Origin of the sequence: Novosphingobium huizhouense (assembly GCF_020179475.1) — a bacterium.
GTDB lineage: Bacteria > Pseudomonadota > Alphaproteobacteria > Sphingomonadales > Sphingomonadaceae > Novosphingobium > Novosphingobium huizhouense.
In genome coordinates this window covers 1028745-1050051 of the sequence record NZ_JAILXZ010000001.1, presented here as the reverse complement: position 1 = coordinate 1050051, position 21307 = coordinate 1028745, and the positions used below count along the sequence as shown (strand labels likewise).

Sequence of the window (21307 nt, the reverse complement as noted above, 5' to 3'; positions counted from 1 at the left end):
CCTATCGGCCCCTCTGCCCCAAATGGCAATTGCATCGCGCGGTGCGAGCGCCCATCTCCGCAGGCATGGACAGACCCGCTCCCTCCGCCACGACCCCGCGCGCGACGCAGCGCCCCGCCGATTTCGTCAAGCCCGAGCACTGGAGCAACGACCCGGCGCCGCGCCCGCGCAGCGTCGAGCGCGGCGAGGATCCCGACGGGATCGACCCGACCCGCTTCGGCGATTGGGAGAAGAACGGCATCGCGATCGACTTCTGATCGCGCGGGCTTCAGCCCTCGATCACCCCGCCTGCCGGATGGTGGCGGTCGAGGTGCCGGCGCACGATCCTGAGATTACGGCTGTTCGAACGGAACAGCACGTCGAAGGCGTCACCGACCACCGGGATCGCCCCGACCGCGGCATCGAACGCGACGTTCGCGCTCATCTGCCACAGGCGCCAGCGCGGCAGGCCGAGGTTGCGCGCCTCCCACACCAGCCACGCGCCCATCGCCGCGGTGACGAGGTCGCCGACCACCGGAACCAGCCCGGCCAGCGCATCGATCCCGATCGTGCGGCCCAGCAGCGGCACGCGCACCGCCCGCTCGAGCACGAATTCGGCCGCTTCGATCCGCGCGCGGACCGAAGCCGGATCGCGCCCGAGACCGGGAAGGTCGGGGACCTGGCGACGCAGGCGTGAGGCGGCGGAGGCGGTTGCGGTCATGCCTCCTATCTGGGAACGACCGCGAAGGGCGGCAAGGGATGCCAGCCCCAGGGATTTGCGGCAAACCCGGTTACCCCGCTGCGCACCAGCGACCAGCGCAAGGGGCGCGCAATCGGGATGAAGCCGTTGGCCGCGGTGATCTCGGCCTCGGCCTCGCCCAGCAGCGCGGCGCGCTGGCGGGGATCGATCGCCCGGCGCGCGTCGTCGAGGCGCGCGTCGCCCACCGCGTTGCACGCGGCCTTCTGCACCGCGCAGGTGAGCTGGTTGAGGAACCACGTCGCGCGGCCGTAGCGGGCGACGCTGTCGACCAGGCGCAGGTCCGCCCGGCTCGTTTCGCTCACCCGGTCGAGCCCCACGCCGATCGCGGCGAAATCGGTGGTGAGCCGCGCCAGCACCAGCCGCGATCCCGGTCCGTCGGGCATGGCGATGCGCAATACCGGCGCCGGGTTGCCTGCCGCCTTCCACCGCGTCACGCGTTCGAGCGCCGCCGCGCGCCGCGCGGCCATGTCCATCGCCACCCAGCGTTCGCCGACGGTGCCGAGATCCCCCTCGACGTCGCTCGAGACGATCCGGGTGGTCGGCTGCCAGCCGCCGACGTTGAATTCGCCGAGCAGCGCCGCCCGGTCGATCGCCAGCGCCAGCGCCTCGCGGTTGGGGGGCTCGGCAAGGAAGCCCGCCCCGCTCTCGACCATCAGGCCGAACATGCCGATCACCGGGTCGATCTGCACGTTGCCGCGGGTAAGCCCGCCGATCCCGGCGAGCGGCAGCGAATCGATCCGCCCGCCCAGCACGACATCGACGAAGCCGTCGTTGAACCGCGCCACCGCCCGCGCCGCGTCGGCGACCTCGAGGCGCACCGGCCGGCTGCGCGCGGCGAAGCTCTCCTGCGGCGGCAATCCGCGCTTGTCGGGCGGAATCAGCGCCAGCACCGCTCCGGTTCCGTCGCGCCTCAGCCCCATCGGCCCGCTGCCGCGCTTGCGGTAGGGCAACCCGAGCTCGGGCTGGGCAAGCAGGGTCAGCAGGTCGGGCATCGGCGCCGAAAGATCGACCTCGATCACCCGCGTCGCCATGACCCGGACCTGGTCGATCGGCGCGAGGTCGAGCCCGAGCGCGGTGCCTTCGAGCGAGGCCACCGCCTTGCGCAGCGCGGCGGCCGCGGTCTCGGCGGTGATCGGCGATCCGTCGGGCCAGGCGCCGTCGCGCAGCCGGAAGATGTAGCTTTGCCCGTCGTCGGTGACGATCCAGCGCTCGGCGATGGCGGGCACCACGCGGCCTTCGGCATCGAAGCCGACCAGCCCCTCGACCGTCGCCGCGCGCAGCACCTGCGCCGCCGGCGTCAGGCGCGCCCGCGAGGTCTGGAACGCCTGGTCGTCACCGACCAGCGCGATCGGGACCGCGCCTTGCCGCGTGCGCCCGCACCCGGCCAGGAGCGACGGCAGCGTGGCGGCGAGCGCGAAGGCGATGGCGGCAGTCCTGCGCGAAGTCACGGTCATCGCGCCGAGTGCTAGCACAGGCGCTGCGGCAGGTCAGCGTCCGTGTCATCGACAGGGTCCAGGGCTGGGTCCGGGACAGGATCAGGGCCTGGGGCGGCTCCGGGGCAGGCCCGCTTCCGGCGGCGCGAAGGTCAGATCTTGCGCAGGCGCTGCAGGTCGACCGTGGCGAGCGGCGGGCGCACGAAGCGCGGCGTGCCTTCGCCCTGCCCCGGCGCCGGCGTCAGCTCGCGCGCCAGCAGGGGGTCGATCGGTTCGGCAAAGGCGATGCCGAAGCGGTTGTCCTGGATCCAGGCGATGGCGCCGCGCACCCAGCCGATGTTGCGCAGCGACACGTCGACCATGTCGGCATGCCCGACCTTGACGCTGCCCTCGGCCATCATCCCGCCGGCCGACAGGTTGCGCACGCGCACCTTGTGCTCGCCGTCGGTGCCGACCAGGCGCAAGTCGGCCATCAGGAACATGCTGTCCCGTCCGAGCTGGCGATGGTCGATCTCGTCCATGACCCCGATCCGTTGCCCTAGCTTCGGCAGGTTAACCGCAATGCGGCAAAAAAGCACCTGCAGAAGCGCGTGTTCGGCGCGCTTCTGGTGCAAATTTGCCCAGACATCGCAAAAGAACGTCGCTAACGCCGGGTTAACGCACGCCCCTGTCTCGTTACGAGACAGAAAATTCACATGTCGCGGGAGATCTTCTCGCGCCGCTCGTGCGCTTCCTGCGCTTCGACCGTCATCGTCGCGATCGGTCGCGCGATCAGCCGGCCGAGCCCGATCGGTTCGCCGGTCACTTCGCAGAAGCCGTATTCACCGTCGTCGATCCGGCGCATCGCCGAATCGATCTTGGCGATCAGCTTGCGCTGGCGGTCGCGGGTGCGCAGCTCGATGCCCCAGTCGGTCTCGCTCGACGCGCGGTCGTTGAGGTCGGGTTCGCGCAAGGGTCCGTCCTGTAGCGCCGAAAGCGTGGTCTCGGACGCCGAGAGGATCGACTTCTTCCACTGCAGCAGCAGCCGGCGGAAGTAGTCGAGCTGCTGCTCGGACATGTATTCTTCGTCGTCGCTCGGAACATAATCGCTGGGCATGGCCCGGCGGGCCTTTGCCAGTACGTCGATCTCGTCACTCAGTACGCCAGCCATTCGGCCCTCCGCATGGCCCGGAACCGGCAAGGGTCCGGGCTGAAAAACGACGACCCCGAGACTTCCAGCACCGCACGCCGACGCGGTGCAAGCTTCTGGTTTGGCGGGGCCTATAAGGGCGGGCCGGAATCGCCACAAGTCCTTTAGACACAGGCCGATCTCGCGGCATAACGCATCCCCGGACGGGCAGGAACACGGTTAGCGAGAGGACAACGGGCGCTCCGCAACCGCATTCCTCGGAGCGTTAACGCTTTATTGACCAAACATGGTGACTTTTATCCCAGGCCGGGGCCGCAGGGGCGCCGCCGCACAACGGGGTTTCGAGGAACGTGGGCATCAATCACATCACCGCGCTGTCGGCCGTACCGGGATCGACCATCGCCACCATCGCATCGGCCAGCGCGCACGACGAACTCGTCGCCAGCTGCCTCGCCGCCGCGCAAGGCGGGGACATCTCGGCCTATTTCGATCTCGGCGTCGCCTATTCGACCGGCAGCCACGGCGCGCCGTGCGATCTCGTCGAGGCGCACAAGTGGTTCAACCTCGCCGCCGTCGCCGGCCACGAGGAAGCGCCGCTGTGCCGCGCCGATGTCGCCGACGAGATGACCGCGCGCGAGATCGCCGAAGCCCAGCGCCGCGCCCGCGAATGGCTGCGGCTCACCGCCCGCCGCGCCGCCTGACCGCGCTTCAGGCGCCGCCCGCCCGGGCCACCGCCGCCGAGCTGTCGCGCGGACGGACATAGACCCTGGCCACGATCGGGAAGCTTTGCGCCACCTCGCGCTCGATCGCGAGCACGATCCGCTCGACATCGCGCGCCAGCATCGCGTCCTCGAAGTCGGCGCTGATGATCACCGTCACCATCGTCGGCGCGCTGTGCAGCGTCAGCACCTCGTGGACCCGGACCACGCCCGCGTGCGCCGCCGCCCTGGCGCGAATCGCCTCGACCAGCGCCGGATCGGCGCTCTCGCCGATCAGCAGCCCCTTGGCCTCGTAGAGCAGCACCACCGCCAGCACGCCCAGAACCAGCCCGATCACCACCGAGGCGAGCCCGTCCCAGAACGGCTGGCCGGTGACCAGGCTCAGCGTGAGCCCCAGCGCGGCCGCCACAAGTCCGATCAGCGCGCCCGAATTCTCGAGCAGCAGCACGAGCGTCGGGGCATCCTTGGTCTTGCGGATCTCGGCCCAGATCGATCCCCGGCGGGAGCTGTTGAAGTCCCTCAGCGCGGCGATCGTCGACCAGCCCTCGAGCGCGAAGGCGATGCCGAGCACCGCAAAGGCGATCAGCGGACTGGTGGCAGGCTCTGGATCGAGGATGTGCAGCACGCCCTCGTAGACCGAAACCCCCGCGCCCAGCGCGAAGACCAGGATCGCGACGATGAACGACCAGAAATACAGCTCGCGGCCATAGCCGAACGGATGCGCCGCGTCGGCGGGCTTGATCGAGCGCTTGCGGCCATAGAGCAGCAGCACCTGGTTGGTCGAATCGACCAGGCTGTGCACCCCCTCGGTCAGCATCGCCGAAGACCCGGTCACCGCCGCCGCGGCGAACTTGGCCACCGCGATGCCCACGTTGGCGCCGAGCGCGATCAGGATCGTCTTGGTCGAACCGCCTGCCATCTTATCTCCTGTGGGTGCGGCCTCACAACCAGCCGATCCGGCGGAAGCGCCAGTAGAGCCCGCCGCAGATCGTCACGATCGCGGCCCAGACCATGTAGTAGCCGTAGTGCCACTTGAGTTCCGGGATGTACTCGAAATTCATCCCGTAGATTCCCGCGATCGCGGTCGGCACGGCAAGGATCGCGGCCCATGCGGCGAGCTGGCGGGTCATCTCGCCCTGGCGGTGCTGCTCGAGCAGGCTCGCCGTCTCGACGATCGCGGCGAGCGTCTCCTTCAGGCCGCGCATCCGCGCCATCACCCGCCGCACGTGGTCGAGCACGTCGCGGAACCAGATCCTGGCCGACGGGTCGATCGTCGGCAGGTCCGCCTGGACCAGCCGCTCGACCATCTCCTCCATCGGCCCGACCACCCGCTCGAAGCGGCGCAGCTGGCGGCGCAGGCGGAAGATGCGGCGGATCACCGCCTGTTCGGGAAACACGTCGATCGCCGCTTCCTCCATCCCCTGCGCCACGTCCTCGAGCCGGTCCATGATCGGCAGGTAGCCGTCAGCGATGAAGTCGAGCACGGCGTGGAGCACGTAGTCGGCCCCTTCGGCCAGCCGCTCGGCATCGGCTTCGAGCTCGCGGCGCAGGTCGCGATGCGCGCGCGACGATCCGAACCGCACCGAGATGATGAAGTGCGCGCCCATGAAGAACGCGGTCTGGCCGTAGACGATGCTCTCGCCGTCCTCGCCGAGCGAGGCGGTGCGGGCGACCACGAACAGCTGCTTGCCGTAGATGTCGACCTTGGGCAGCTGGCGCGGATTGAGCGCATCCTCGATCGCCAGCGGGTGAAGTCCGTACTGCCGGCGCACCAGATCCATCTCGGCCGCATCGGGCTCGCACAGTCCGATCCAGTCGAAGCACCCTTCGGGGCAGTCCCGCGGCGCGCCGTCCAGCTCGATGGCGACGTCATGGGCCTTCCCGGCGGAATAACGGCGTGCGGCGACGATCATCGGCGCCCTGTCTGTCGCGGTCGCCGGCAAAACGCAATCGCCGCTGGAAATTGCCGGCAATGCCGCTAACATCGCTGTCAATAATAATCGGGAGAATGTTCCATGGGCGTCGAACACAGCCTCGCCAGCGCCACCCCGGACGTCGATGTCGCCGTCGTCGGCGCAGGGATTTCCGGCATCGGCATGGCTGCGCACATGCAGATGCTGTGCCCCGACCGCTCCTATGCGATCTTCGAGCGGCGCGAGGCTATCGGCGGCACCTGGGACCTGTTCCGCTACCCCGGCGTGCGCTCGGACAGCGACATGCACACGCTCGGCTTCGTGTTCGAACCCTGGCGGCACGAGAAGTCGATCGCCGACGGCCCCTCGATCCTCGAATACCTCAACCGCATCGCCGATGAACGCGGCATCCGCCCGAACATCCGCTTCGGCACCAAGGTCGTCTCGGCCGACTGGGACAGCGCCGCCGGCCTGTGGCGGCTGGTCAGCGAGGACGCGGCAGGCGCGCGCCGCGCGTCCACCGCGCGCTTCCTCTACCTGGGCTCGGGCTATTACGACTACGACGAGCCCTACGAGGCGGAGATCCCCGGCAAGGCGGACTTCGCCGGCACGATCGTCCACCCGCAGTTCTGGCCGCGCGATCTCGACTATGCGGGCAAGCGGGTGGTCGTGATCGGCTCGGGCGCGACGGCGGTGACGATCGTCCCCGCCATGGCGCAACAGGCGGCGCAGGTGACCATGCTCCAGCGCACGCCGACATGGTACGCCTCGCGCCCCGCGCGCGATGCCTTCGCCAACACCTTGCGCAAGTTCCTGCCGGAAAAGGCCGCCTATGCGATCACCCGGTTCAAGAACATCCGCCTGCAGAACTTCTTCTACAACCGCGCCCGCACCCGGCCCGACAAGGTCAAGGAGTTCCTCACCCGACGGCTGAAGGAGATGCTCGGCGACAAGTACGACGCCAAGGCCTTCACCCCGCCCTACAACCCGTGGGAACAGCGGCTGTGCCTGGTGCCCGATGCCGACATGTTCGAGGCGATAAAAGCCGGCAAGGCCGAGGTCGTGACCGACCGCATCGCGAAGATCGACGGCACCGGCATCCAGCTCGAATCGGGCAAGCACCTCGATGCCGACGTGATCGTCACCGCGACCGGGCTCAAGCTCGCGATGGCGGGCAAGATCGCGCTGGCGATGGACGGCGAGCCGATCGACCTGTCGGACCACTACTACTACAAGGCGGTGATGTTCTCGAACCTGCCCAACCTTGCAGCGGTGTTCGGCTATCTCAACGCCTCGTGGACGCTGCGCGCCGACCTCAACGCCGAGTACGTATGCAAGCTCCTCAACCGGATGCGCGAGACCGGCCGGCAGGTGGCGACGCCGGTCCTGTCCGACGCCGGCGCGCTCACCTTCGACGACGTGTTCGACTTTTCCTCGGGCTATCTCCAGCGCGGCAAGCACCTCCAGCCCAAGAGCGCGACCGACATGCGCTGGCGGCTGAGCCAGGACTATGTCCGCGACCGCAAGTTCATGAAGAGCGATCCGGTCGAAGATGGCGTGCTGCAGTTGTCCGACCCCGGCGCCACCGCAAGCATGGCCGATCCCTTGCGGGAAGCCGCCGAGTAAGCGCCCCCCGCCGGCAAGGGTCGGCCAAGGACACCAAAGGCCCCCTTGCCAGCGTCCGGCTTTGCGGTAACGGTGCCGGGCGATGACCGACACCGCCCGCATCTGGACCGCCGCGCTGATCGTGATCGGGGACGAGATCCTCTCCGGCCGCACGCAGGACAAGAACATCGCGCAGATCGCGACCTGGCTCGGCGTGCAGGGCATCCGCCTGCGCGAGGTGCGCGTCGTGGCCGACGACATGGACGCGATCGCCGAGGCGGTGAACACGCTGCGCGCACGCAACGACTACCTGTTCACTACCGGCGGCATCGGCCCCACGCACGACGACATCACCGTCGATGCCATCGCCGCTGCCGTCGGCGTGCCGGTGATCGTCCACCCGCAGGCGCGCGCCGTGCTCGAACGCTATTACGAAACGCGCGGGGGCCTCACCGATGCGCGGCTGCGCATGGCACGCGTACCCGAAGGCGCCGACCTCATCGCCAACCGCATGTCGGGCGCGCCCGGCATCAAGTTCGGCAACATCTACATCATGGCGGGCGTGCCCTCGATCACCGCCGGCATGCTCGACGGCCTTACCGGCACGCTCGAAGGCGGGCTGCCGCTGCTCTCGGTCACGGTCGGCTGCTGGGTCGCCGAAAGCGAGATCGCCGACCTCCTGGCGCAGACCGAGCGCGCCTACGAGGGCGTCCAGATCGGCAGCTATCCCTTCTTCCGCGAAGGCCGCACCGGCGCGAACTTCGTCATCCGCTCGACCGATGCGGCGACGCTCGAATCCTGCGCCGCCGCGCTGTCCGAGGCGCTTTCCGACATGGGGCGCGAGCCTTTCGCCGGAGGCATCTGAGCAAGAGGGCGGAAGGCATGGTCCTACGGCAATCGGTCGCGGTTCTCGCCGTCGCCGGGCTTGCCGGCTGTGCGCCGGCCCAGCTCCACCGCTTCCAGCAGACGCTGCGCGCGCGCGACAGCGCCACCGCCGCGCTCGCCGACTGGTGCCGCGCCGAAGGCCTCGGCCCGCAGGGCGAGATCCGCGCGCTGGTCGACCGCGCCGCGTTCGAGGCGCCCGACGCCGCCACCCGCGCGCTGCTCGGCCTTGCACCCGATGCGCCGGTCGGCTTCCGCCATGTCCGCCTCGCCTGCGACGGCGTGGTCCTGTCCGAGGCGAAGAACTGGTACGTTCCCGCCGCGCTCAGCCCCGAGATGAACCACGCGCTCGAGACCACCGACGTCCCCTTCGGCAAGGTCGTCGCGCCGCTCGGCTTCCATCGCGAACGCCTTTGCGAAAACGCCGGCGGCTGGCCGGGCTGCCCGAAGGATACCGTGCTTTCGCATCGCGGGCTCTTGCACCGCGCCGACGGCACCGCCATCAGCCTCGTTATAGAGTGTTATACAAAAGCCAATTTCAAGAGAGGATCGAACCGATGAGCGAACTGGTCACCATCGAAAAGCGCGACGCCGTCGCCATCGTCACCCTCAACCGGCCCGAGGCGATGAACGCGCTGTCGCGGGCGCTGCGCGATGCGCTGGCGCAAGCGATGGCTGCGGTCGCCGCCGACGACGACGTCTCGGTCGTGATCCTGACCGGCGCAGGCGAGCGCGCGTTCTGCGCCGGGCTCGATCTCAAGGAATTGTCGACCGGCAACGGCCTGTCCGCCGTCGCGCCCACCGGCGATGAACCCGCCGATCCGGTCCATGCCATCGAACATTGCCCCAAGCCGGTGATCGGCGCGATCAACGGCGTCGCCATCACCGGCGGCTTCGAAGTCGCCATCGCCTGCGACGTGCTGATCGCCAGCGACAAGGCGCGCTTTGCCGATACCCACGCTCGCGTCGGCATCCTGCCGGGCTGGGGCCTGTCGCAGAAGCTGCCGCGCCTGATCGGCATCGCCCGCTACAAGGAAATGGCCTTCACCGGCAATTTCATCGATGCAGGGCGCGCGCTCGAATGGGGCCTCGTCAACCGCGTCGTGCCCGCCGCCGAGCTGATGGACACCGCGCTGGCGCTCGCCGCCGAAATGGCGACGATCCCGGCCAAGACGCTGTCGGCCTACAAGGCGCAGATCGATGGCGGCAACGCGCTCGCCTATGGCGAAGGCCGCGCATACGAAAAGAGCGCGAGCCGCGCCTTCTCCGCCTCGCTCACCGCCGAGGACATCGCCGGCCGCGTAGCCGGGGTCCAGGCGCGCGGCCGCACCCAGGCGGGCTGAGGGGGAGCAAGCGCGATGCGCGTGCTGGTCACCGGATCGTCGGGCTGGCTCGGCCGTCCGCTTGCCGCGCGGCTGCGGCAGGACGGGCACCGCGTCACCGGGCTCGACATCGCCGCCGGGCCCGAGACGCAGGTGGTCGGCTCGGTCGCCGACCGCCGCGCGATCGAGCGCGCGTTCGCGTTCGGCGCGGACGCGGTGATCCACACCGCCGCGCTGCACCAGCCCGACATGGCGCGCGCCCGGCTGCAGAGCTTCGTCGACATCAACGTCTCGGGCACGCTCGCGCTGCTCGAAGCGGCCAAGGCGGCGCAGTGCAGCGCCTTCGTGATGACCTCGACCACCTCGCTGATGATCGACCGCGCGATCCGCGAGGAACAGGGCGAGGCCGCCGTCTGGCTCGACGAAAGCCACGCCCCGCTCAACCCCCGCAACATCTACGGCACCACCAAGCTCGCCGCCGAAGGCCTCGTCCGCCTGTTCGCGCAGGAGCACGGCCTGCCCGGCGTCGTGCTGCGCACCAGCCGCTTCTTCCCCGAGGACGACGCGGTGCGCGGCCTCCTGTCCGGCCCCAACCTCAAGGCCAACGAGTTCCTTCATCGCCGCCTCACCGTCGAGGACGCGGTCGACGTCCACCTCGCCGCGCTCGACCGCGCCGCGACGCTCGGCTTCGGCCTGTTCATCGCCTCGGCCCCGCCGCCGTTCACGCGCGACGAGGCTACCGAGCTCAAGCGCGATGCCCGCGCCGTCATCGCGCGCCACTTCCCCGATGCGGCCGAGCTCTACGCCGGGCGCGGCTGGCAGCTGCCGCGCAGCATCGGCCGGGTCTACGACCCCTCGCTGGCGCAGACCGCGCTGGGCTGGCGGGCGAGGACCGACTTCGCCGCCGTGCTCGAGGCCTTGCGCAGCGACGCACCGCTGCCGTTCGCGCACGATGCGTCGTACGTTTCGCCCAAGGACCGCTGAGGCGCGCGCCGCCCTCAGGGCTGCTTGACAGGCACCACCGGCAGCCACACCGCGCTCGCCTGCGCGCCGCCGCGCTCGACCGAGATCGTCGCCGCCTTGTAGTCCTCCTTCTTCGCCAGGAAGATGTTGGGCACGAAGGTCTGCGGATTGCGGTCATAGAGCGGGAACAGCGACGACTGCACCTGCACCATGATGCGGTGGCCCGGCTGGAACACGTGGTTCACCGTCGGCAGGCGGAAGCGATAGCGCTGCACCTGCTCCGCCGGGATCGCGGTCGGGTTGCTGAAGCTGTCGCGATAGCGCCCGCGGAAGATGTCGAGCGCGATCGGCAGTTCATAGCCGCCCATCTTGGGATCGGAAGCCACCTCGTCCGGATAAACGTCGATCACCTTGACCACGAAGTCGCCATCGGTCCCGGTGGTCTTCGCGAACAGGTCGGCGATCGGCGCGCCGCTCACCCGCACCGGTGCGTCGAGCACACCCGTCTGGTAGGTCAGCACGTCAGGGCGGCCATCGGCGTGGCGCTGGTCGCTCACCAGCCAGTCGCCCCAGCGGCCATCGCCGAAGTTCACCGGGCGCGGCAGGTGCGGCACGGGCTTGGCCGGATCGGAAACGTAGGAATCCTCGCCCGCCGCCGCCTTGTCGAACGACAGGCCGCCGTCCGCGCCGAGGTAGATCGGCGTCAGCCCCGCCTTGCACCCGCTCTCGCAGGCGAGCGGCCAGTCGGCCAGCTTGTCCCAGTGGTTCTCGCCGGTGTTGTAGATCGCCACCTGCGGCAGGTTCGCCGGCGGCCCGTCCTTCAGGTACTGGTCGAACAGCGGCAGCACCATCTGCTCGCGGAACTGCTGCGCGGTATCGCCATTCCACTGCAGCGGGCCCAGCGAGCGGCCATCGCGGTTGACCTGGCTGTGCCGCCACGGCCCCATCACCAGGAAGTTGTTGCCGAGCTTGCCCTTGGCCTTCAGCGCCTCCCACGAATGGATCGCGCCATACATGTCCTCCTGGTCCCACAGCCCCTGCTCCCAGATCGTGGGCACGTTCGAAGGGTTCGCCGCCAGCAGCTTGTCGAGCGCCTGGCCTTGCCAGAACGCGTCGTAGGATACGTGCTCGACCATCTTCTTCCACGCCGGCAGCTGGTCGAAGCCCGATTTCTTCGCCCACTCGTTCGCCCCGCCCAGCCGGCGGAATTCCTCGTAGTTGTCGTAGACGCCGGTTGCAGGGTCCTTGCCATCGCCCTTGTAGCCGGTCTGCGATCCGATCCAGCCGATGTTGGCCAGGCGGAACGCGCCATGGTGGAACCAGTCATCGCCCATCCAGCCATCGATCATCGGGCTTTCGGGCGCGGTCACCTTCAGCGCGGGATGCGGATCGAGCAGCGCCATCACCACGGTGAAGCCTTCGTAGGACGACCCGATCATCCCGACCTTGCCGTTGCTTTCGGGCAGGTTCGCCTTGTTCACCAGCCAGTCGATCGTGTCCCAGGCGTCGGTCACGTGGTCGACCTTGGTGGGGTTGAGAGGCCCGCGCACGGGCCGCGTGACGATGTAGTCGCCTTCCGAGCCGTACTTGCCGCGGATGTCCTGGAACACGCGGATATAGCCCGCCTTGACGAAGCCCTCCTCGGCCAGCGGCAGCGTCGAGAGCACGTTGGGGCTGTCGAGGCGGTTGGCCCGCGCGCGCGCGTTGTAGGGCGTGCGGGTCAGCACGATCGGCGCGTTGGTCACCCCCTTGGGGAAGACGATCACGGTGTAGAGCCGCGTGCCGTCGCGCATGGGGATCAGCACCTCGCGCTTGACGTAGTCGCGCGCGTCGACCGGCGGCGCGAACTTCGCCGGAATATCGCCACCCGGCGCGGCGTTGGCGGCGGCGGCGATGTCCTTGGGGCTCGACACCACTTGCGCCGCGACCGGCGAGGCGAGCAGCGCAGCGAATGCGGGGGCAACGATCAGCGACGCGAGATGCGCGGACTTCAGACGCATGGACGACCCTCTATGTGGTTGCAACGGCAACGATGGCCCGTCCGTGCCCCGAACCGCAGCGGCTGGCAAGCGCCGAGCGGCCCTCCTTTTCGCGCGCGGGGCGCGCGTGCCGGCGCTAGTCGCGCGTGCGGGGCCGGCGCCGGCGCTTGCGCGCGCCCGGCGAAGGCGCAGGCTCGGTCGCGGGCACCAGCGCCCAAGCGGTCTGCGCCGCGGCATAGGCCTCGAGCTCGCGCCAGTGCCGGTCCCAGCCGGGACCGCGCCGCTCGGGCGGCACCTCGGCCTCGACCATCGCCCGCGCCCGCGTCACCGGATTGGCAGGAACCAGTTCATCGTCGGGACAATCGGACACGCGGCACTCCTGCTGGAGAGCGTCGATGCCGCGCGCCGGCGCCACCGGCAAGCACGGCGGCTGCGAAACATGGGGATTGGCGCGGTCGCTCGCGTTCACGCTCCCCGCTCGAGCGCGGCGATGATGTGCTGCGCCAGCCGGTGCGCGGTATCGGGCAGGCCCGCCGCCTCGATCAGCGCGATCTCGGTATCGTAGAGCGGCGGCAGGCCGCTTTCCTCGCCGAGCGCGGTCAGTCCCGGAGGGACCATCTCGAACGGCAGCACGGTGATGCCGAGCCCGGCGCGGACCGCCGAAAGGCTGCCGGCGAGGCTGGTCGAGGTATAGGCGACGCGCCAGGGCCGCCCCATCGCGTCGAGCGCATCGCTGGCGCGGCGACGATAGACGCACGGCTCGGGCGAGACGACCAGCGGAATGCGCGCGACATCGGCGATCGCCTGGCGGTCGCGTCCCACCCAGACCAGCGGTTCGCGCCAGACGCGCACGCCCGGATCGCGCGCCTGCTCGGGCTGGCGCTTGACCAGCACGAGGTCGAAGGCCCCGGCGTGGAACCGCTCGAGCAGGTTCAGCGTCAGGTCGCAGGTCACCTCCAGCTCGACCAGCGGATGCGCCTCGGCAAAGGCGGCGAGCACGGCCGGCAGGTGCGCGGTGGCGAAGTCCTCGGGCACGCCGAGCCGCACCTGTCCGGCGACGTCGGGCTCGAACATCTCGGCGACGGTGGCGTCGTTCAGACGCAGGATCTGCCGCGCCGGGCCGATCAGCCGCTCGCCCTCGGGGGTGATCGCAAGGAAGCGCGGGCTGCGCTCGAACAGCGTGCGTCCGAGCTGGTCCTCGAGCCGCTTGAGCTGGAGCGAAATCGCCGATTGCGTGCGCCCCAGCCGCTGGCCGGCGCGGGTCAGGCTGCCGGTCTCGGCAATCGTTACGAAACAACGCAGTAGATCGATATCGAGGTTGCGCAGGGCCATGCCGTGCGCCTTATCATTTGCAAATTCAATGATCAAGATTTCACAAATTCGTTTCCCTCATGTTTCAGCCGCTGTCATCTGCGCCTCCCAAGGAGGTGATCCATGGCAACGACATTCGACCAGATGCACGACAACCGGACCCGGCGCGGCCCGGCCGCAGTCTCGGGAGCCTCGCTCGCGCTCGGCGCGATGGGGCTGGGCCTCGTCGCCGCGGCGGCCGCAGGGCTGCTCGCGCCGACCCCGGCAGGCATCGCGCTCGGCGGCCTTGCCGCGCTGCTCACCGCCATCGTGCTGGTCTTTGCCCAGCGCCACCTGCGCGCCGACCCGCGCCGCGCCGCGCACGCCCGCCTCGCCGCGGCGCTCGCTTGCGCCACGCTGCTGGTCGGCCTTGCCGACAACGTGCTGCTGCTTGCCGCCGGATGGATCGCCGCGGGGCGGCTGATGACCGGCCTCGTCCGCCACGCCGGCGACTGGAGCGAGGCGCGCGCCGCCGCCGCCCGCGCCCGCGCCGCCTTCCTCGTCGGCGACCTCGCGCTCGTCGCCGCGCTCGCCACGCTCGCGCTCGGCGCGCGCTCGACCGCGCTCGACGCTGTCCTGCGGGCGGTGCCGACGCTCCCGCCGGCGTTCGTCGCGACCGCTGCGGTGCTGCTCGTCGTCGCCGCCGCCGCGCGCTGCGCCACCCCGCCGTTCGCGTCGTGGCTGCTCTCCTCGATCGCCGCGCCGACCCCGGTCTCGGCGCTGATGCACGCCGGCTTCGTCAATGCCGGCGGTTTCCTCGTGATCCGCTTCGCCCCGGTGCTTGAGGCGGTTCCCGCCGCGCGGGCCGCGCTGCTCGTGCTCGGCGTCGCCGGCGCGCTCTACGGCTCGGCGCTGATGCTCGTCCGCGCCGACGTCAAGGGCGCTCTCGCCGCCTCGACCGTCGCGCAGATGGGCTTCATGCTGCTGACCTGCGCGCTCGGCGGCTATGCCGCGGCGCTGTGGCACATGGTCGCGCACGGCGCGTTCAAGGCCTGGCTGTTCCTCGGCGCCTCGGGCTCGATCGTTCGCGCCGGGGAGCGCGCCGACAAGGCGCTGCCCGCTCCGCTCGCAGGCCTGATCGCGCTCGCCGCGCTCGGCGCCGCGGCGCTCGCCATGAACAATCCGCTGGCGCAGACCACGCTGCTGCCGCTCGGGCTCGCCGCCACCGCGCTGTTCGTCGCCATGGCGCTGGCCGCGCGCGACCTGCGGATCGAGACCGCCCGCCTGACCCTGCTCGCGCTGCCCGCGCTGCTGGTCGCGGTCAACGCCGCCGCGCTCGCGCTGGTCGAAGCGGTCCAGCCCAACGCCGCCGCGGCGCTGCTCGCGCCCTGGGCGCAGCTCGGCCTGCTCGCGCTGTTCCTCGCCGCCTGGCTGATCCAGCAGGACCTCGCCGCCGGCCGCCGCCGCCTGCCGCCCGCGCTCCATGCCCGCCTGCTCCACGCCGGCGCGCTTCCCGCCGCTCCCCGTTCCACCTCGACCCGGAAGGACTGACCGATGGCCTCTTCTGCCTTCACCCCGATCTTCGACGCCGGCGCCCAGGCCGACCTTGCCGCCCGGGTCGCGGATGCCGCGCAGGCGATCGCGCCGCTCTGGCCGCTCGAGAGCGCCATCGCCGTCAACCCGCTGTCAGGCTTCGAGGACCGCCCCTTCGAAGTCGCGCTGCGCGAGGGCGCCGACCTGTTCGGTGCGCGCACCACGCTGGCGCTGGGCCAGTGGCGCGCGCTCCATGCCGAAGGCCGCATCGCCGATGTCGCGCTGCGCAAGGCGATCGTCGCCACCCTCGGAGGGCTCGATGCCGCGTTCACGCTGTTCGGCCCCGACCTCAATGCCTTCGCCCTGCTCCACGCGCGCCTCGTCGAGCTGCCGGTGGCGCCGGCGGCGGAGCCGCAGCGCCGCGTGCTGTCGCCGGGGATGACCGTGCTGGCGCGCTGGATCGGCTGCTTCCTCGATCGCGCCGCGCCGCCGCTGTTCGGCCGCGAGCTCGGCCTCTATCCCTGCCTGCGCCTCGCGCTGCAGGCGGACCCCGCGCTGCGCGCGATCGCAACCCGCGACGGGCTGCGCCTGCTCGACCTCGCGCCGGAGGATCCCCTGGCGACGCTCGGCCTGGTCTTCGACCGGCGCGGTATCGCGCCAGCGGCCACCGAGGATACCGTGCGCCGGCTGTTCGCGCGGCTGCCCGGCTGGGCCGCGCACTTGCGCTGGCGGACGGGCCACGCCGAAGCGCACCAGGTCGCCGGCGCGCCCGCCTCGATGCTCGATCTTGCCGCGCTGGTCGCGCTGGTCAGCTTCGTCGCCGGCGAGGACTTCGCCGACCGGCAGCCCGCCCACGCGCAGCCTGCGGGCCTGCCCGGCCGCGACGAGGTCGCCCGCGCCCTGCTCGCGCACTGGAACCTCGCGGCCGACGCGCCCGAAGCGTGGAGCGACGAGGCCCGCCAGCGCTTCGCCCGGATCGTCGCGATGGACGAGGCCGCGCTCGGCCTGGTGTTCCAGCAGGCCGCCGAGCGCGGCGTGATCGACAGCCTCGGCCACGCGCTCGAAGGACGGTCGGCCGCCTGCGCCAACGCGGCGCCCGCCGCCTCTCCCGCCGCCCCACCTGCCGCCCCACCCGTCGAGCGCCCCGCCGCGCAGCTGGTGTTCTGCATCGACGTGCGCTCCGAACCGATGCGCCGCGCGATCGAGGCCGCGGGCGCCGCTGCGGGGACGTTCGAGACCTATGGCTATGCCGGCTTCTTCGGCCTTCCCATCGCGCTCCAGCCGGTGCTCGGCCGCACCCCGCGCAAGCAGCTGCCGGTCTTGCTCGCGCCGGCACACCATGTCGCCGAAGCGCCGCTCCCCGGCCGCACCGACGAGGCGCGCGAGGTCGTCACCCGCCGGGCCTGCGCCCACCGCGCGCAGGGCATGCTCGAAAGCACCAAGGGCGGCGCGACCGGCTTTGCCGCGGCCGAGGCGCTCGGCCCGCTCGCCGCGGTCGCGCTGCTGGCGCGCACGCTCGCGCCGCGGCTCGCCGAACGGCTCACCCGCGGCTTGCTTGGCAGCGCGCACGAAGTCTTCGCCCCGCACGCCTCGAACGACGACGAGGCGGCGATCCCGCTCGCCGACCGGATCGGCTATGCGCGCGGGATGTTCCGGCTGACCGGGCTGCCGGCGGCGACCGCGCGGCTGGTGGTGCTCGTCGGACACGGCGGGTCGACCACCAACAATGCCTTTGCCGCAAGCCTCGATTGCGGCGCGTGCGGCGGCCACCCGGGCGGCCCCAACGCGCGGCTGATGGCGGCGATCCTCAACGATCCGCTGGTGCGCGAGGGCCTTGCCGCGGACGGGCTCGCGCTGCCGGACGATACCGTGTTCCTCGCCGCGCAACACGACACCACGCGCGACGAGATCACCCTGTTCGACCGCGCATCGGTCCCGGCGAGCCACCACGCCGATCTCGCCGCGCTCGAGGCGGTGTTGCGCGCCGCCGGCCGCAGCGCGCTCGAAGGGCGCGCCGGCAAGCTCGCCCGCCCCGCCGACGACCTGCTCGCCGGCGCCGCGCACTGGGGCGAAGTGCGGCCCGAATGGGGGCTGTCGGGCAACGCCGCCTTCATCGTCGGCCCGCGCCGCCTGACCGCCGGGCTCGACCTCGAAGGCGCCGCCTTTCTCCACAGCTACGACTGGCAGACCGACAAAGACGGCAGCGCGCTGACCACGATCCTCACCGCGCCGATGATCGTCGCGCAGTGGATCAGCTGCCAGTACCTGTTCTCGACCATCGACAACGCGGTCTACGGCGCCGGCGACAAGGTGACGCAGAACGTGATCGGCGGCTTCGGGGTGGTCCAGGGCAACGGCGGCGACTTGTGCACCGGCCTGCCGCGCCAGTCGCTGTTCCGCGACGACGGCACGCCCTACCACGTGCCGCGCCGGCTGACCGTGTTCGTCCAAGCGCCGCTGCGCCGGGTCGAGGAAATCGTGTTCGCCCACGAAAACCTCGTCCACCTCGTCGAGAACGGCTGGATCAACCTCGTCGTGATCGATCCCTGGAAGCACCGCGCCCACCACTGGCAGCGCGAGCACTGGGTGCCGCGCCCGGGCTGACGCGGCCCGAGGCGCGACGACGCGCGGCGGGGATCTCGCCGCGCGATGCGCCGCCCCGCCAAAAACGAAGGGGCCGGGAAGATCGCTCTTCCCGGCCCCATTTTCGTGTCTATGCGACGGTACGGGCGATCAGGCGCCCTGGACCTGCGCGAGATCGACCTTGATGCCCGGGCCCATCGACGAGGACAGGCCGACCTTGCGGACGTACTTGCCCTTGGCGCCGGCGGGCTTGGCCTTGACGATCGCGTCGACGAAGGCGTCGAAGTTGGCGCGCAGCGCTTCGTTCGAGAACGAGAGCTTGCCGATGCCGCCGTGGATGATGCCGGCCTTCTCGACGCGGAACTCGATCTGCCCGCCCTTGGCGGCCTTGACCGCTTCGGCGACGTTCGGGGTGACGGTGCCGAGCTTCGGGTTCGGCATCAGGCCCTTGGGGCCCAGCACCTTGCCGAGGCGGCCGACGAGGCCCATCATGTCGGGGGTGGCGATCACGCGACCGTAGTCGAGGTTGCCGTTCTGCATGTCCTCGAGCAGGTCTTCGGCGCCGACCTTGTCCGCGCCCGCGGCGAGCGCGGCTTCGGCCTTGTCACCGCGCGCGAACACGGCGACCTTGACGTCCTTGCCGGTGCCCGAAGGCAGCGTGACCATGCCGCGGACCATCTGGTCGGCGTGGCGCGGGTCGACGCCGAGGTTCAGCGCGACTTCGAGGGTCTGGTCGAACTTGGCGGTGCCGAGGTCCTTGAGGAGCTGGATCGCTTCGTCGATGCCGTAGAGCTTCTGGTTGTCGCCGAGCTTGGCGGTCAGCGCCTGCTGCTTCTTGGTCTGCTTTGCCATGTGATCAGCCCTCCACGACCTGGAGACCCATCGAGCGGGCCGAGCCCTCGATGATCTTGGTCGCCTGTTCGATGTCGTTCGCGTTCAGGTCCTTCATCTTGGCCTGCGCGATTTCGGCGAGCTGAGAGCGCTTGATCGTGCCGCCCGAGGCCTTGCCCGGGGTCTTCGAGCCCGACTTGATGCCGGCGGCCTTCTTGATGAAGAAGGTGGCGGGCGGAGTCTTGGTCACGAAGGTGAACGAGCGGTCGGCATAGACCGTGATCACGGTGGGCAGCGGCGTGCCCTTCTCGATTTCCTGCGTCGCAGCGTTGAACTGCTTGCAGAATTCCATGATGTTGACGCCGCGCTGACCCAGCGCCGGGCCGATCGGCGGCGCGGGCTTGGCTTCGCCTGCAGACACCTGCAGCTTGATGTAGCCTTCGATCTTCTTGGCCACGAAGGGCCTCCTTTCTTCCTGTCGGCGCAGCCCGCAGGCGCGGGCCGGGCCTCAGAGTGAGCGGTCAGGCGAAGGACGGGGACCGCCCTTCTTCCGCAGGGGAATCGACAGACCGCACGCGAACGGCGGCCCGGCGAGCTGCGCGCGCATAATCGCAAGCCGGCGCGAAGGCAAGTCGGTACTCGCGCGTTGAACTGTCAAATTTCGCCGTTAGACTTGGGACGACAATGCGCATAGCCCTGATTGCCACCCACCACGCCGACTATGCCGCAAACCTCGCCGCCGCACTGGCCGAGCGGCACGAGGTGCTCCTGATCCTCAGCCGCCGCAACGCCGGCCGGCAGATCCGCCCCGAAGCGATGGCCTGGCTCAAGGCCCGGATGGAGGTGCGCATCGTGCCCCATCACCTCGCCCCGCTCCAGCCACTGGTCGCGCTGCTCTGCGCCCGCCACATCGCGCGCTTCGATGCCGACGTGGTCCATGTCCAGGAACACCCGACCCACGCCATGGCCCAGCTCGCCACGCTGCTGCGCGGGCGGGTGCCGCTGGTCACCACCGTCCACGACCCGCTGCCGCACAGCGGCGACGATGCCCGCGCGGCGCAAGTCTATGCGAAGTCCTACGCGCTGCTGCGCGCCGCCAGCGACCGCATCCTCGTCCACGGCGACTGCCTCGTGCGCGCGCTCGCGGGCACCGGCGTCGCTGCCGACAAGGTCGCGGCGGTGCCGCACGGTGTCCTGCGCTTCGGCCGCCACGGCGCCGGGGTGCCGCGGGCGCGCCCGGCGCCGGCGCGGCTGATCTTCTTCGGGCGGATGGAGGCCTACAAGGGGCTCGAGGAGCTGCTCGCCGCCAATGCCCTGTGGCTCCAGGCCGATCCCGCCGCCGGACCGCGCCCCGAGCTGGTCATCGCCGGTTGCGGGCCCGAACTGTCGCGCCTCGCGCCGCGGCTCGATGCGCCCAACATCACGCTGCTGCGCGGGCGGATCGACCAGGCCGAGCTCGAGTCGCTGGTCGCCACCAGCACCGCGGCGGTGCTGCCCTATCGCGATGCGACGCAGAGCGGGGTGATCGCCAGCAGCTTCGGCGCCGGCCGCCCGGTGATCGCCACGCGCGTCGGCGCGCTGCCGGGGGCGGTCGGCGATGCCGGCCTGCTCGTGCCGCAGGGCGATGTCGCGGCGCTGGCGCAGGCGGGACTGGCGCTGGTCCGCGACGCCGGCTTGCGCACCCGGCTCGAACGCGCGGTCGAGGCGCGCTGCGCCGAGGCGCTGTGCTGGCAGAAGATCGCCGGGCAGACGCTCGAGCTCTATGCCGAGGCGCGCGGCGCGGCGGCGCGGGCGCGGCGGCATTCGCCGGCCCTCGCCCCGGCGTTTACTTGACCAGCTCGACTTCCTCGAAGCTCAGCTCGACCGGCGTGGCGCGGCCGAAGATCGACACCGCGACCTTCACGCGCTGCTTCTCGAAGTCCAGTTCCTCGACGGTGCCGTTGAACGAAGCGAACGGCCCCGCGTTGACCTTGACCGAATCGCCGATCTCGTAATCGACCGCCACGTGCTTGCGCGGCTCGGCCGCGGCCTGCTCGCGCGCGCCGAAGTAGCGCGCGGCTTCCTTCTCGGAGATCGGCTGCGGCTTGTTGTTGTTGCCGAGGAAGCCGGTCACCTTGGGGGTGTTCTTGACGAGGTGGTAGATGTCGTCGTTCATCGTCAGCTTGGCGAGGACGTAGCCGGGCATGAACTTGCGCTCGACCGCAACCTTCTTGCCGCGCTTCACCTCGGTGACGGTCTCGGTCGGCACTTCGACCGATTCGACGAGCTGCGAGAGCCCCATGCGCTCGGCTTCCGAGATGATCGAATCGCGGACCTTGTTCTCGAAGCCGGAATAGGCGTGGATGATGTACCAGCGGGCCATGGATTATCCTTGAGGTCTTGTCCG

Annotated in this window: 22 protein-coding genes; 10 read left to right on the top strand and 12 right to left on the bottom strand. The window is 70.5% G+C overall.

Annotated features, from left to right (window positions below):
- Nucleotides 1–65: 65 nt before the first annotated feature.
- Nucleotides 66–257: a DUF1674 domain-containing protein gene (locus K3A85_RS05220; protein ID WP_225205426.1), complete on the top strand. Its 192-nt coding sequence runs from the start codon at nucleotides 66–68 to the stop codon at nucleotides 255–257.
- Between the two features lie 11 nt (nucleotides 258–268).
- Here the strand turns inward: K3A85_RS05220 and K3A85_RS05215 are convergent, their stop codons facing one another.
- The 4 genes from K3A85_RS05215 to dksA form a co-directional block, all read right to left on the bottom strand.
- Entirely contained in the window at nucleotides 269–700 is a 432-nt protein-coding gene (locus K3A85_RS05215; protein ID WP_225205425.1) for a DUF4112 domain-containing protein, read from the bottom strand.
- Nucleotides 701–705: 5 nt separating this feature from the next.
- Nucleotides 706–2193, bottom strand: a complete 1488-nt coding sequence (locus K3A85_RS05210; protein ID WP_225205424.1) for an ABC transporter substrate-binding protein — start codon at nucleotides 2191–2193, stop codon at nucleotides 706–708.
- A gap of 131 nt (nucleotides 2194–2324) precedes the next feature.
- Nucleotides 2325–2693 carry a PilZ domain-containing protein gene (locus K3A85_RS05205; RefSeq protein WP_225205423.1) on the bottom strand — a complete coding sequence of 123 codons (369 nt, stop codon included), beginning with the start codon at nucleotides 2691–2693 and terminating at the stop codon, nucleotides 2325–2327.
- Nucleotides 2694–2863: 170 nt separating this feature from the next.
- Complete coding sequence (gene dksA, locus K3A85_RS05200) at nucleotides 2864–3322, bottom strand: RNA polymerase-binding protein DksA (RefSeq protein ID WP_225205422.1); 459 nt, start codon at nucleotides 3320–3322, stop codon at nucleotides 2864–2866.
- 377 nt (nucleotides 3323–3699) lie between these two features.
- Here dksA and K3A85_RS05195 point away from each other — a divergent pair, with 377 nt between their 5' ends.
- The gene (locus K3A85_RS05195; protein ID WP_225206010.1) at nucleotides 3700–4002 is read left to right on the top strand and encodes an SEL1-like repeat protein; all 303 of its coding nucleotides are present in this window, start codon (nucleotides 3700–3702) and stop codon (nucleotides 4000–4002) included.
- Nucleotides 4003–4009: 7 nt separating this feature from the next.
- Here the strand turns inward: K3A85_RS05195 and K3A85_RS05190 are convergent, their stop codons facing one another.
- Together K3A85_RS05190 and K3A85_RS05185 are read right to left on the bottom strand one after the other, a co-directional pair.
- Nucleotides 4010–4939: a cation diffusion facilitator family transporter gene (locus tag K3A85_RS05190; RefSeq protein ID WP_225205421.1), complete on the bottom strand. Its 930-nt coding sequence runs from the start codon at nucleotides 4937–4939 to the stop codon at nucleotides 4010–4012.
- Nucleotides 4940–4961: 22 nt separating this feature from the next.
- Nucleotides 4962–5933 (bottom strand): magnesium and cobalt transport protein CorA, encoded by a 972-nt coding sequence (locus K3A85_RS05185; RefSeq protein ID WP_225205420.1) that lies wholly within the window; start codon nucleotides 5931–5933, stop codon nucleotides 4962–4964.
- A gap of 102 nt (nucleotides 5934–6035) precedes the next feature.
- On the opposite strand from K3A85_RS05185, the gene K3A85_RS05180 reads away from it, so the two are divergent.
- The 5 genes from K3A85_RS05180 (at nucleotide 6036) to K3A85_RS05160 (ending at nucleotide 10726) form a co-directional block, all read left to right on the top strand.
- Entirely contained in the window at nucleotides 6036–7559 is a 1524-nt protein-coding gene (locus K3A85_RS05180) for a flavin-containing monooxygenase (protein WP_225205419.1), read from the top strand.
- Nucleotides 7560–7641: 82 nt separating this feature from the next.
- Complete coding sequence (locus K3A85_RS05175; protein WP_225205418.1) at nucleotides 7642–8403, top strand: competence/damage-inducible protein A; 762 nt, start codon at nucleotides 7642–7644, stop codon at nucleotides 8401–8403.
- Between the two features lie 17 nt (nucleotides 8404–8420).
- Entirely contained in the window at nucleotides 8421–8981 is a 561-nt protein-coding gene (locus K3A85_RS05170; protein WP_225205417.1) for a hypothetical protein, read from the top strand.
- Nucleotides 8978–9763, top strand: a complete 786-nt coding sequence (locus K3A85_RS05165; protein WP_225205416.1) for an enoyl-CoA hydratase — start codon at nucleotides 8978–8980, stop codon at nucleotides 9761–9763. Before K3A85_RS05170 ends, K3A85_RS05165 begins: the two co-directional genes overlap by 4 nt.
- 15 nt (nucleotides 9764–9778) lie before the next feature.
- Complete coding sequence (locus K3A85_RS05160; protein WP_225205415.1) at nucleotides 9779–10726, top strand: NAD-dependent epimerase/dehydratase family protein; 948 nt, start codon at nucleotides 9779–9781, stop codon at nucleotides 10724–10726.
- Between the two features lie 14 nt (nucleotides 10727–10740).
- Here K3A85_RS05160 and K3A85_RS05155 read toward each other — a convergent pair whose 3' ends face one another.
- From K3A85_RS05155 to K3A85_RS05145, 3 genes are all read right to left on the bottom strand, one after another.
- Nucleotides 10741–12705, bottom strand: a complete 1965-nt coding sequence (locus tag K3A85_RS05155; RefSeq protein ID WP_225205414.1) for a CocE/NonD family hydrolase — start codon at nucleotides 12703–12705, stop codon at nucleotides 10741–10743.
- 115 nt (nucleotides 12706–12820) lie between these two features.
- A complete protein-coding gene (locus K3A85_RS05150; RefSeq protein WP_225205413.1) occupies nucleotides 12821–13153 on the bottom strand; it encodes a hypothetical protein in 333 nt (110 codons plus the stop codon).
- A complete protein-coding gene (locus tag K3A85_RS05145) occupies nucleotides 13150–14016 on the bottom strand; it encodes a LysR substrate-binding domain-containing protein (protein WP_225205412.1) in 867 nt (288 codons plus the stop codon). The genes K3A85_RS05150 and K3A85_RS05145 overlap by 4 nt, the downstream gene beginning before the upstream one ends.
- Before the next feature lie 102 nt (nucleotides 14017–14118).
- Here K3A85_RS05145 and K3A85_RS05140 point away from each other — a divergent pair, with 102 nt between their 5' ends.
- Nucleotides 14119–15525: a proton-conducting transporter transmembrane domain-containing protein gene (locus K3A85_RS05140; RefSeq protein ID WP_225205411.1), complete on the top strand. Its 1407-nt coding sequence runs from the start codon at nucleotides 14119–14121 to the stop codon at nucleotides 15523–15525.
- A 3-nt stretch (nucleotides 15526–15528) separates the two neighbouring features.
- Nucleotides 15529–18111: a DUF2309 domain-containing protein gene (locus K3A85_RS05135; protein ID WP_225205410.1), complete on the top strand. Its 2583-nt coding sequence runs from the start codon at nucleotides 15529–15531 to the stop codon at nucleotides 18109–18111.
- Nucleotides 18112–18240: 129 nt separating this feature from the next.
- On the opposite strand, the gene rplA is transcribed toward K3A85_RS05135, so the two are convergent.
- Both rplA and rplK read right to left on the bottom strand, forming a co-directional pair.
- Entirely contained in the window at nucleotides 18241–18942 is a 702-nt protein-coding gene (rplA, locus tag K3A85_RS05130) for a 50S ribosomal protein L1 (RefSeq protein WP_225205409.1), read from the bottom strand.
- A 4-nt stretch (nucleotides 18943–18946) separates the two neighbouring features.
- Nucleotides 18947–19378, bottom strand: a complete 432-nt coding sequence (gene rplK / locus K3A85_RS05125) for a 50S ribosomal protein L11 (RefSeq protein WP_225205408.1) — start codon at nucleotides 19376–19378, stop codon at nucleotides 18947–18949.
- A gap of 227 nt (nucleotides 19379–19605) precedes the next feature.
- Here rplK and K3A85_RS05120 point away from each other — a divergent pair, with 227 nt between their 5' ends.
- The gene (locus K3A85_RS05120) at nucleotides 19606–20754 is read left to right on the top strand and encodes a glycosyltransferase family 4 protein (RefSeq protein ID WP_225205407.1); all 1149 of its coding nucleotides are present in this window, start codon (nucleotides 19606–19608) and stop codon (nucleotides 20752–20754) included.
- Here K3A85_RS05120 and nusG read toward each other — a convergent pair.
- Nucleotides 20747–21283 carry a transcription termination/antitermination protein NusG gene (gene nusG / locus K3A85_RS05115; RefSeq protein WP_225205406.1) on the bottom strand — a complete coding sequence of 179 codons (537 nt, stop codon included), beginning with the start codon at nucleotides 21281–21283 and terminating at the stop codon, nucleotides 20747–20749. The two genes, K3A85_RS05120 and nusG, sit on opposite strands and share 8 nt — an antisense overlap.
- Nucleotides 21284–21307: the final 24 nt, after the last annotated feature.

What these genes read in the sequence shown, in the direction of transcription:
- K3A85_RS05220 (WP_225205426.1), top strand. Translation starts at nt 66, where the DNA reads ATGGACAGACCCGCTCCCTCCGCCACGACCCCGCGCGCGACGCAGCGC.
- K3A85_RS05215 (WP_225205425.1), bottom strand. Translation starts at nt 700, where the DNA reads ATGACCGCAACCGCCTCCGCCGCCTCACGCCTGCGTCGCCAGGTCCCC.
- K3A85_RS05210 (WP_225205424.1), bottom strand. Translation starts at nt 2,193, where the DNA reads ATGACCGTGACTTCGCGCAGGACTGCCGCCATCGCCTTCGCGCTCGCC.
- K3A85_RS05205 (WP_225205423.1), bottom strand. Translation starts at nt 2,693, where the DNA reads ATGGACGAGATCGACCATCGCCAGCTCGGACGGGACAGCATGTTCCTG.
- dksA (WP_225205422.1), bottom strand. Translation starts at nt 3,322, where the DNA reads ATGGCTGGCGTACTGAGTGACGAGATCGACGTACTGGCAAAGGCCCGC.
- K3A85_RS05190 (WP_225205421.1), bottom strand. Translation starts at nt 4,939, where the DNA reads ATGGCAGGCGGTTCGACCAAGACGATCCTGATCGCGCTCGGCGCCAAC.
- K3A85_RS05185 (WP_225205420.1), bottom strand. Translation starts at nt 5,933, where the DNA reads ATGATCGTCGCCGCACGCCGTTATTCCGCCGGGAAGGCCCATGACGTC.
- K3A85_RS05180 (WP_225205419.1), top strand. Translation starts at nt 6,036, where the DNA reads ATGGGCGTCGAACACAGCCTCGCCAGCGCCACCCCGGACGTCGATGTC.
- K3A85_RS05175 (WP_225205418.1), top strand. Translation starts at nt 7,642, where the DNA reads ATGACCGACACCGCCCGCATCTGGACCGCCGCGCTGATCGTGATCGGG.
- K3A85_RS05170 (WP_225205417.1), top strand. Translation starts at nt 8,421, where the DNA reads ATGGTCCTACGGCAATCGGTCGCGGTTCTCGCCGTCGCCGGGCTTGCC.
- K3A85_RS05165 (WP_225205416.1), top strand. Translation starts at nt 8,978, where the DNA reads ATGAGCGAACTGGTCACCATCGAAAAGCGCGACGCCGTCGCCATCGTC.
- K3A85_RS05160 (WP_225205415.1), top strand. Translation starts at nt 9,779, where the DNA reads ATGCGCGTGCTGGTCACCGGATCGTCGGGCTGGCTCGGCCGTCCGCTT.
- K3A85_RS05155 (WP_225205414.1), bottom strand. Translation starts at nt 12,705, where the DNA reads ATGCGTCTGAAGTCCGCGCATCTCGCGTCGCTGATCGTTGCCCCCGCA.
- K3A85_RS05145 (WP_225205412.1), bottom strand. Translation starts at nt 14,016, where the DNA reads ATGGCCCTGCGCAACCTCGATATCGATCTACTGCGTTGTTTCGTAACG.
- K3A85_RS05140 (WP_225205411.1), top strand. Translation starts at nt 14,119, where the DNA reads ATGGCAACGACATTCGACCAGATGCACGACAACCGGACCCGGCGCGGC.
- K3A85_RS05135 (WP_225205410.1), top strand. Translation starts at nt 15,529, where the DNA reads ATGGCCTCTTCTGCCTTCACCCCGATCTTCGACGCCGGCGCCCAGGCC.
- rplA (WP_225205409.1), bottom strand. Translation starts at nt 18,942, where the DNA reads ATGGCAAAGCAGACCAAGAAGCAGCAGGCGCTGACCGCCAAGCTCGGC.
- K3A85_RS05120 (WP_225205407.1), top strand. Translation starts at nt 19,606, where the DNA reads ATGCGCATAGCCCTGATTGCCACCCACCACGCCGACTATGCCGCAAAC.
- nusG (WP_225205406.1), bottom strand. Translation starts at nt 21,283, where the DNA reads ATGGCCCGCTGGTACATCATCCACGCCTATTCCGGCTTCGAGAACAAG.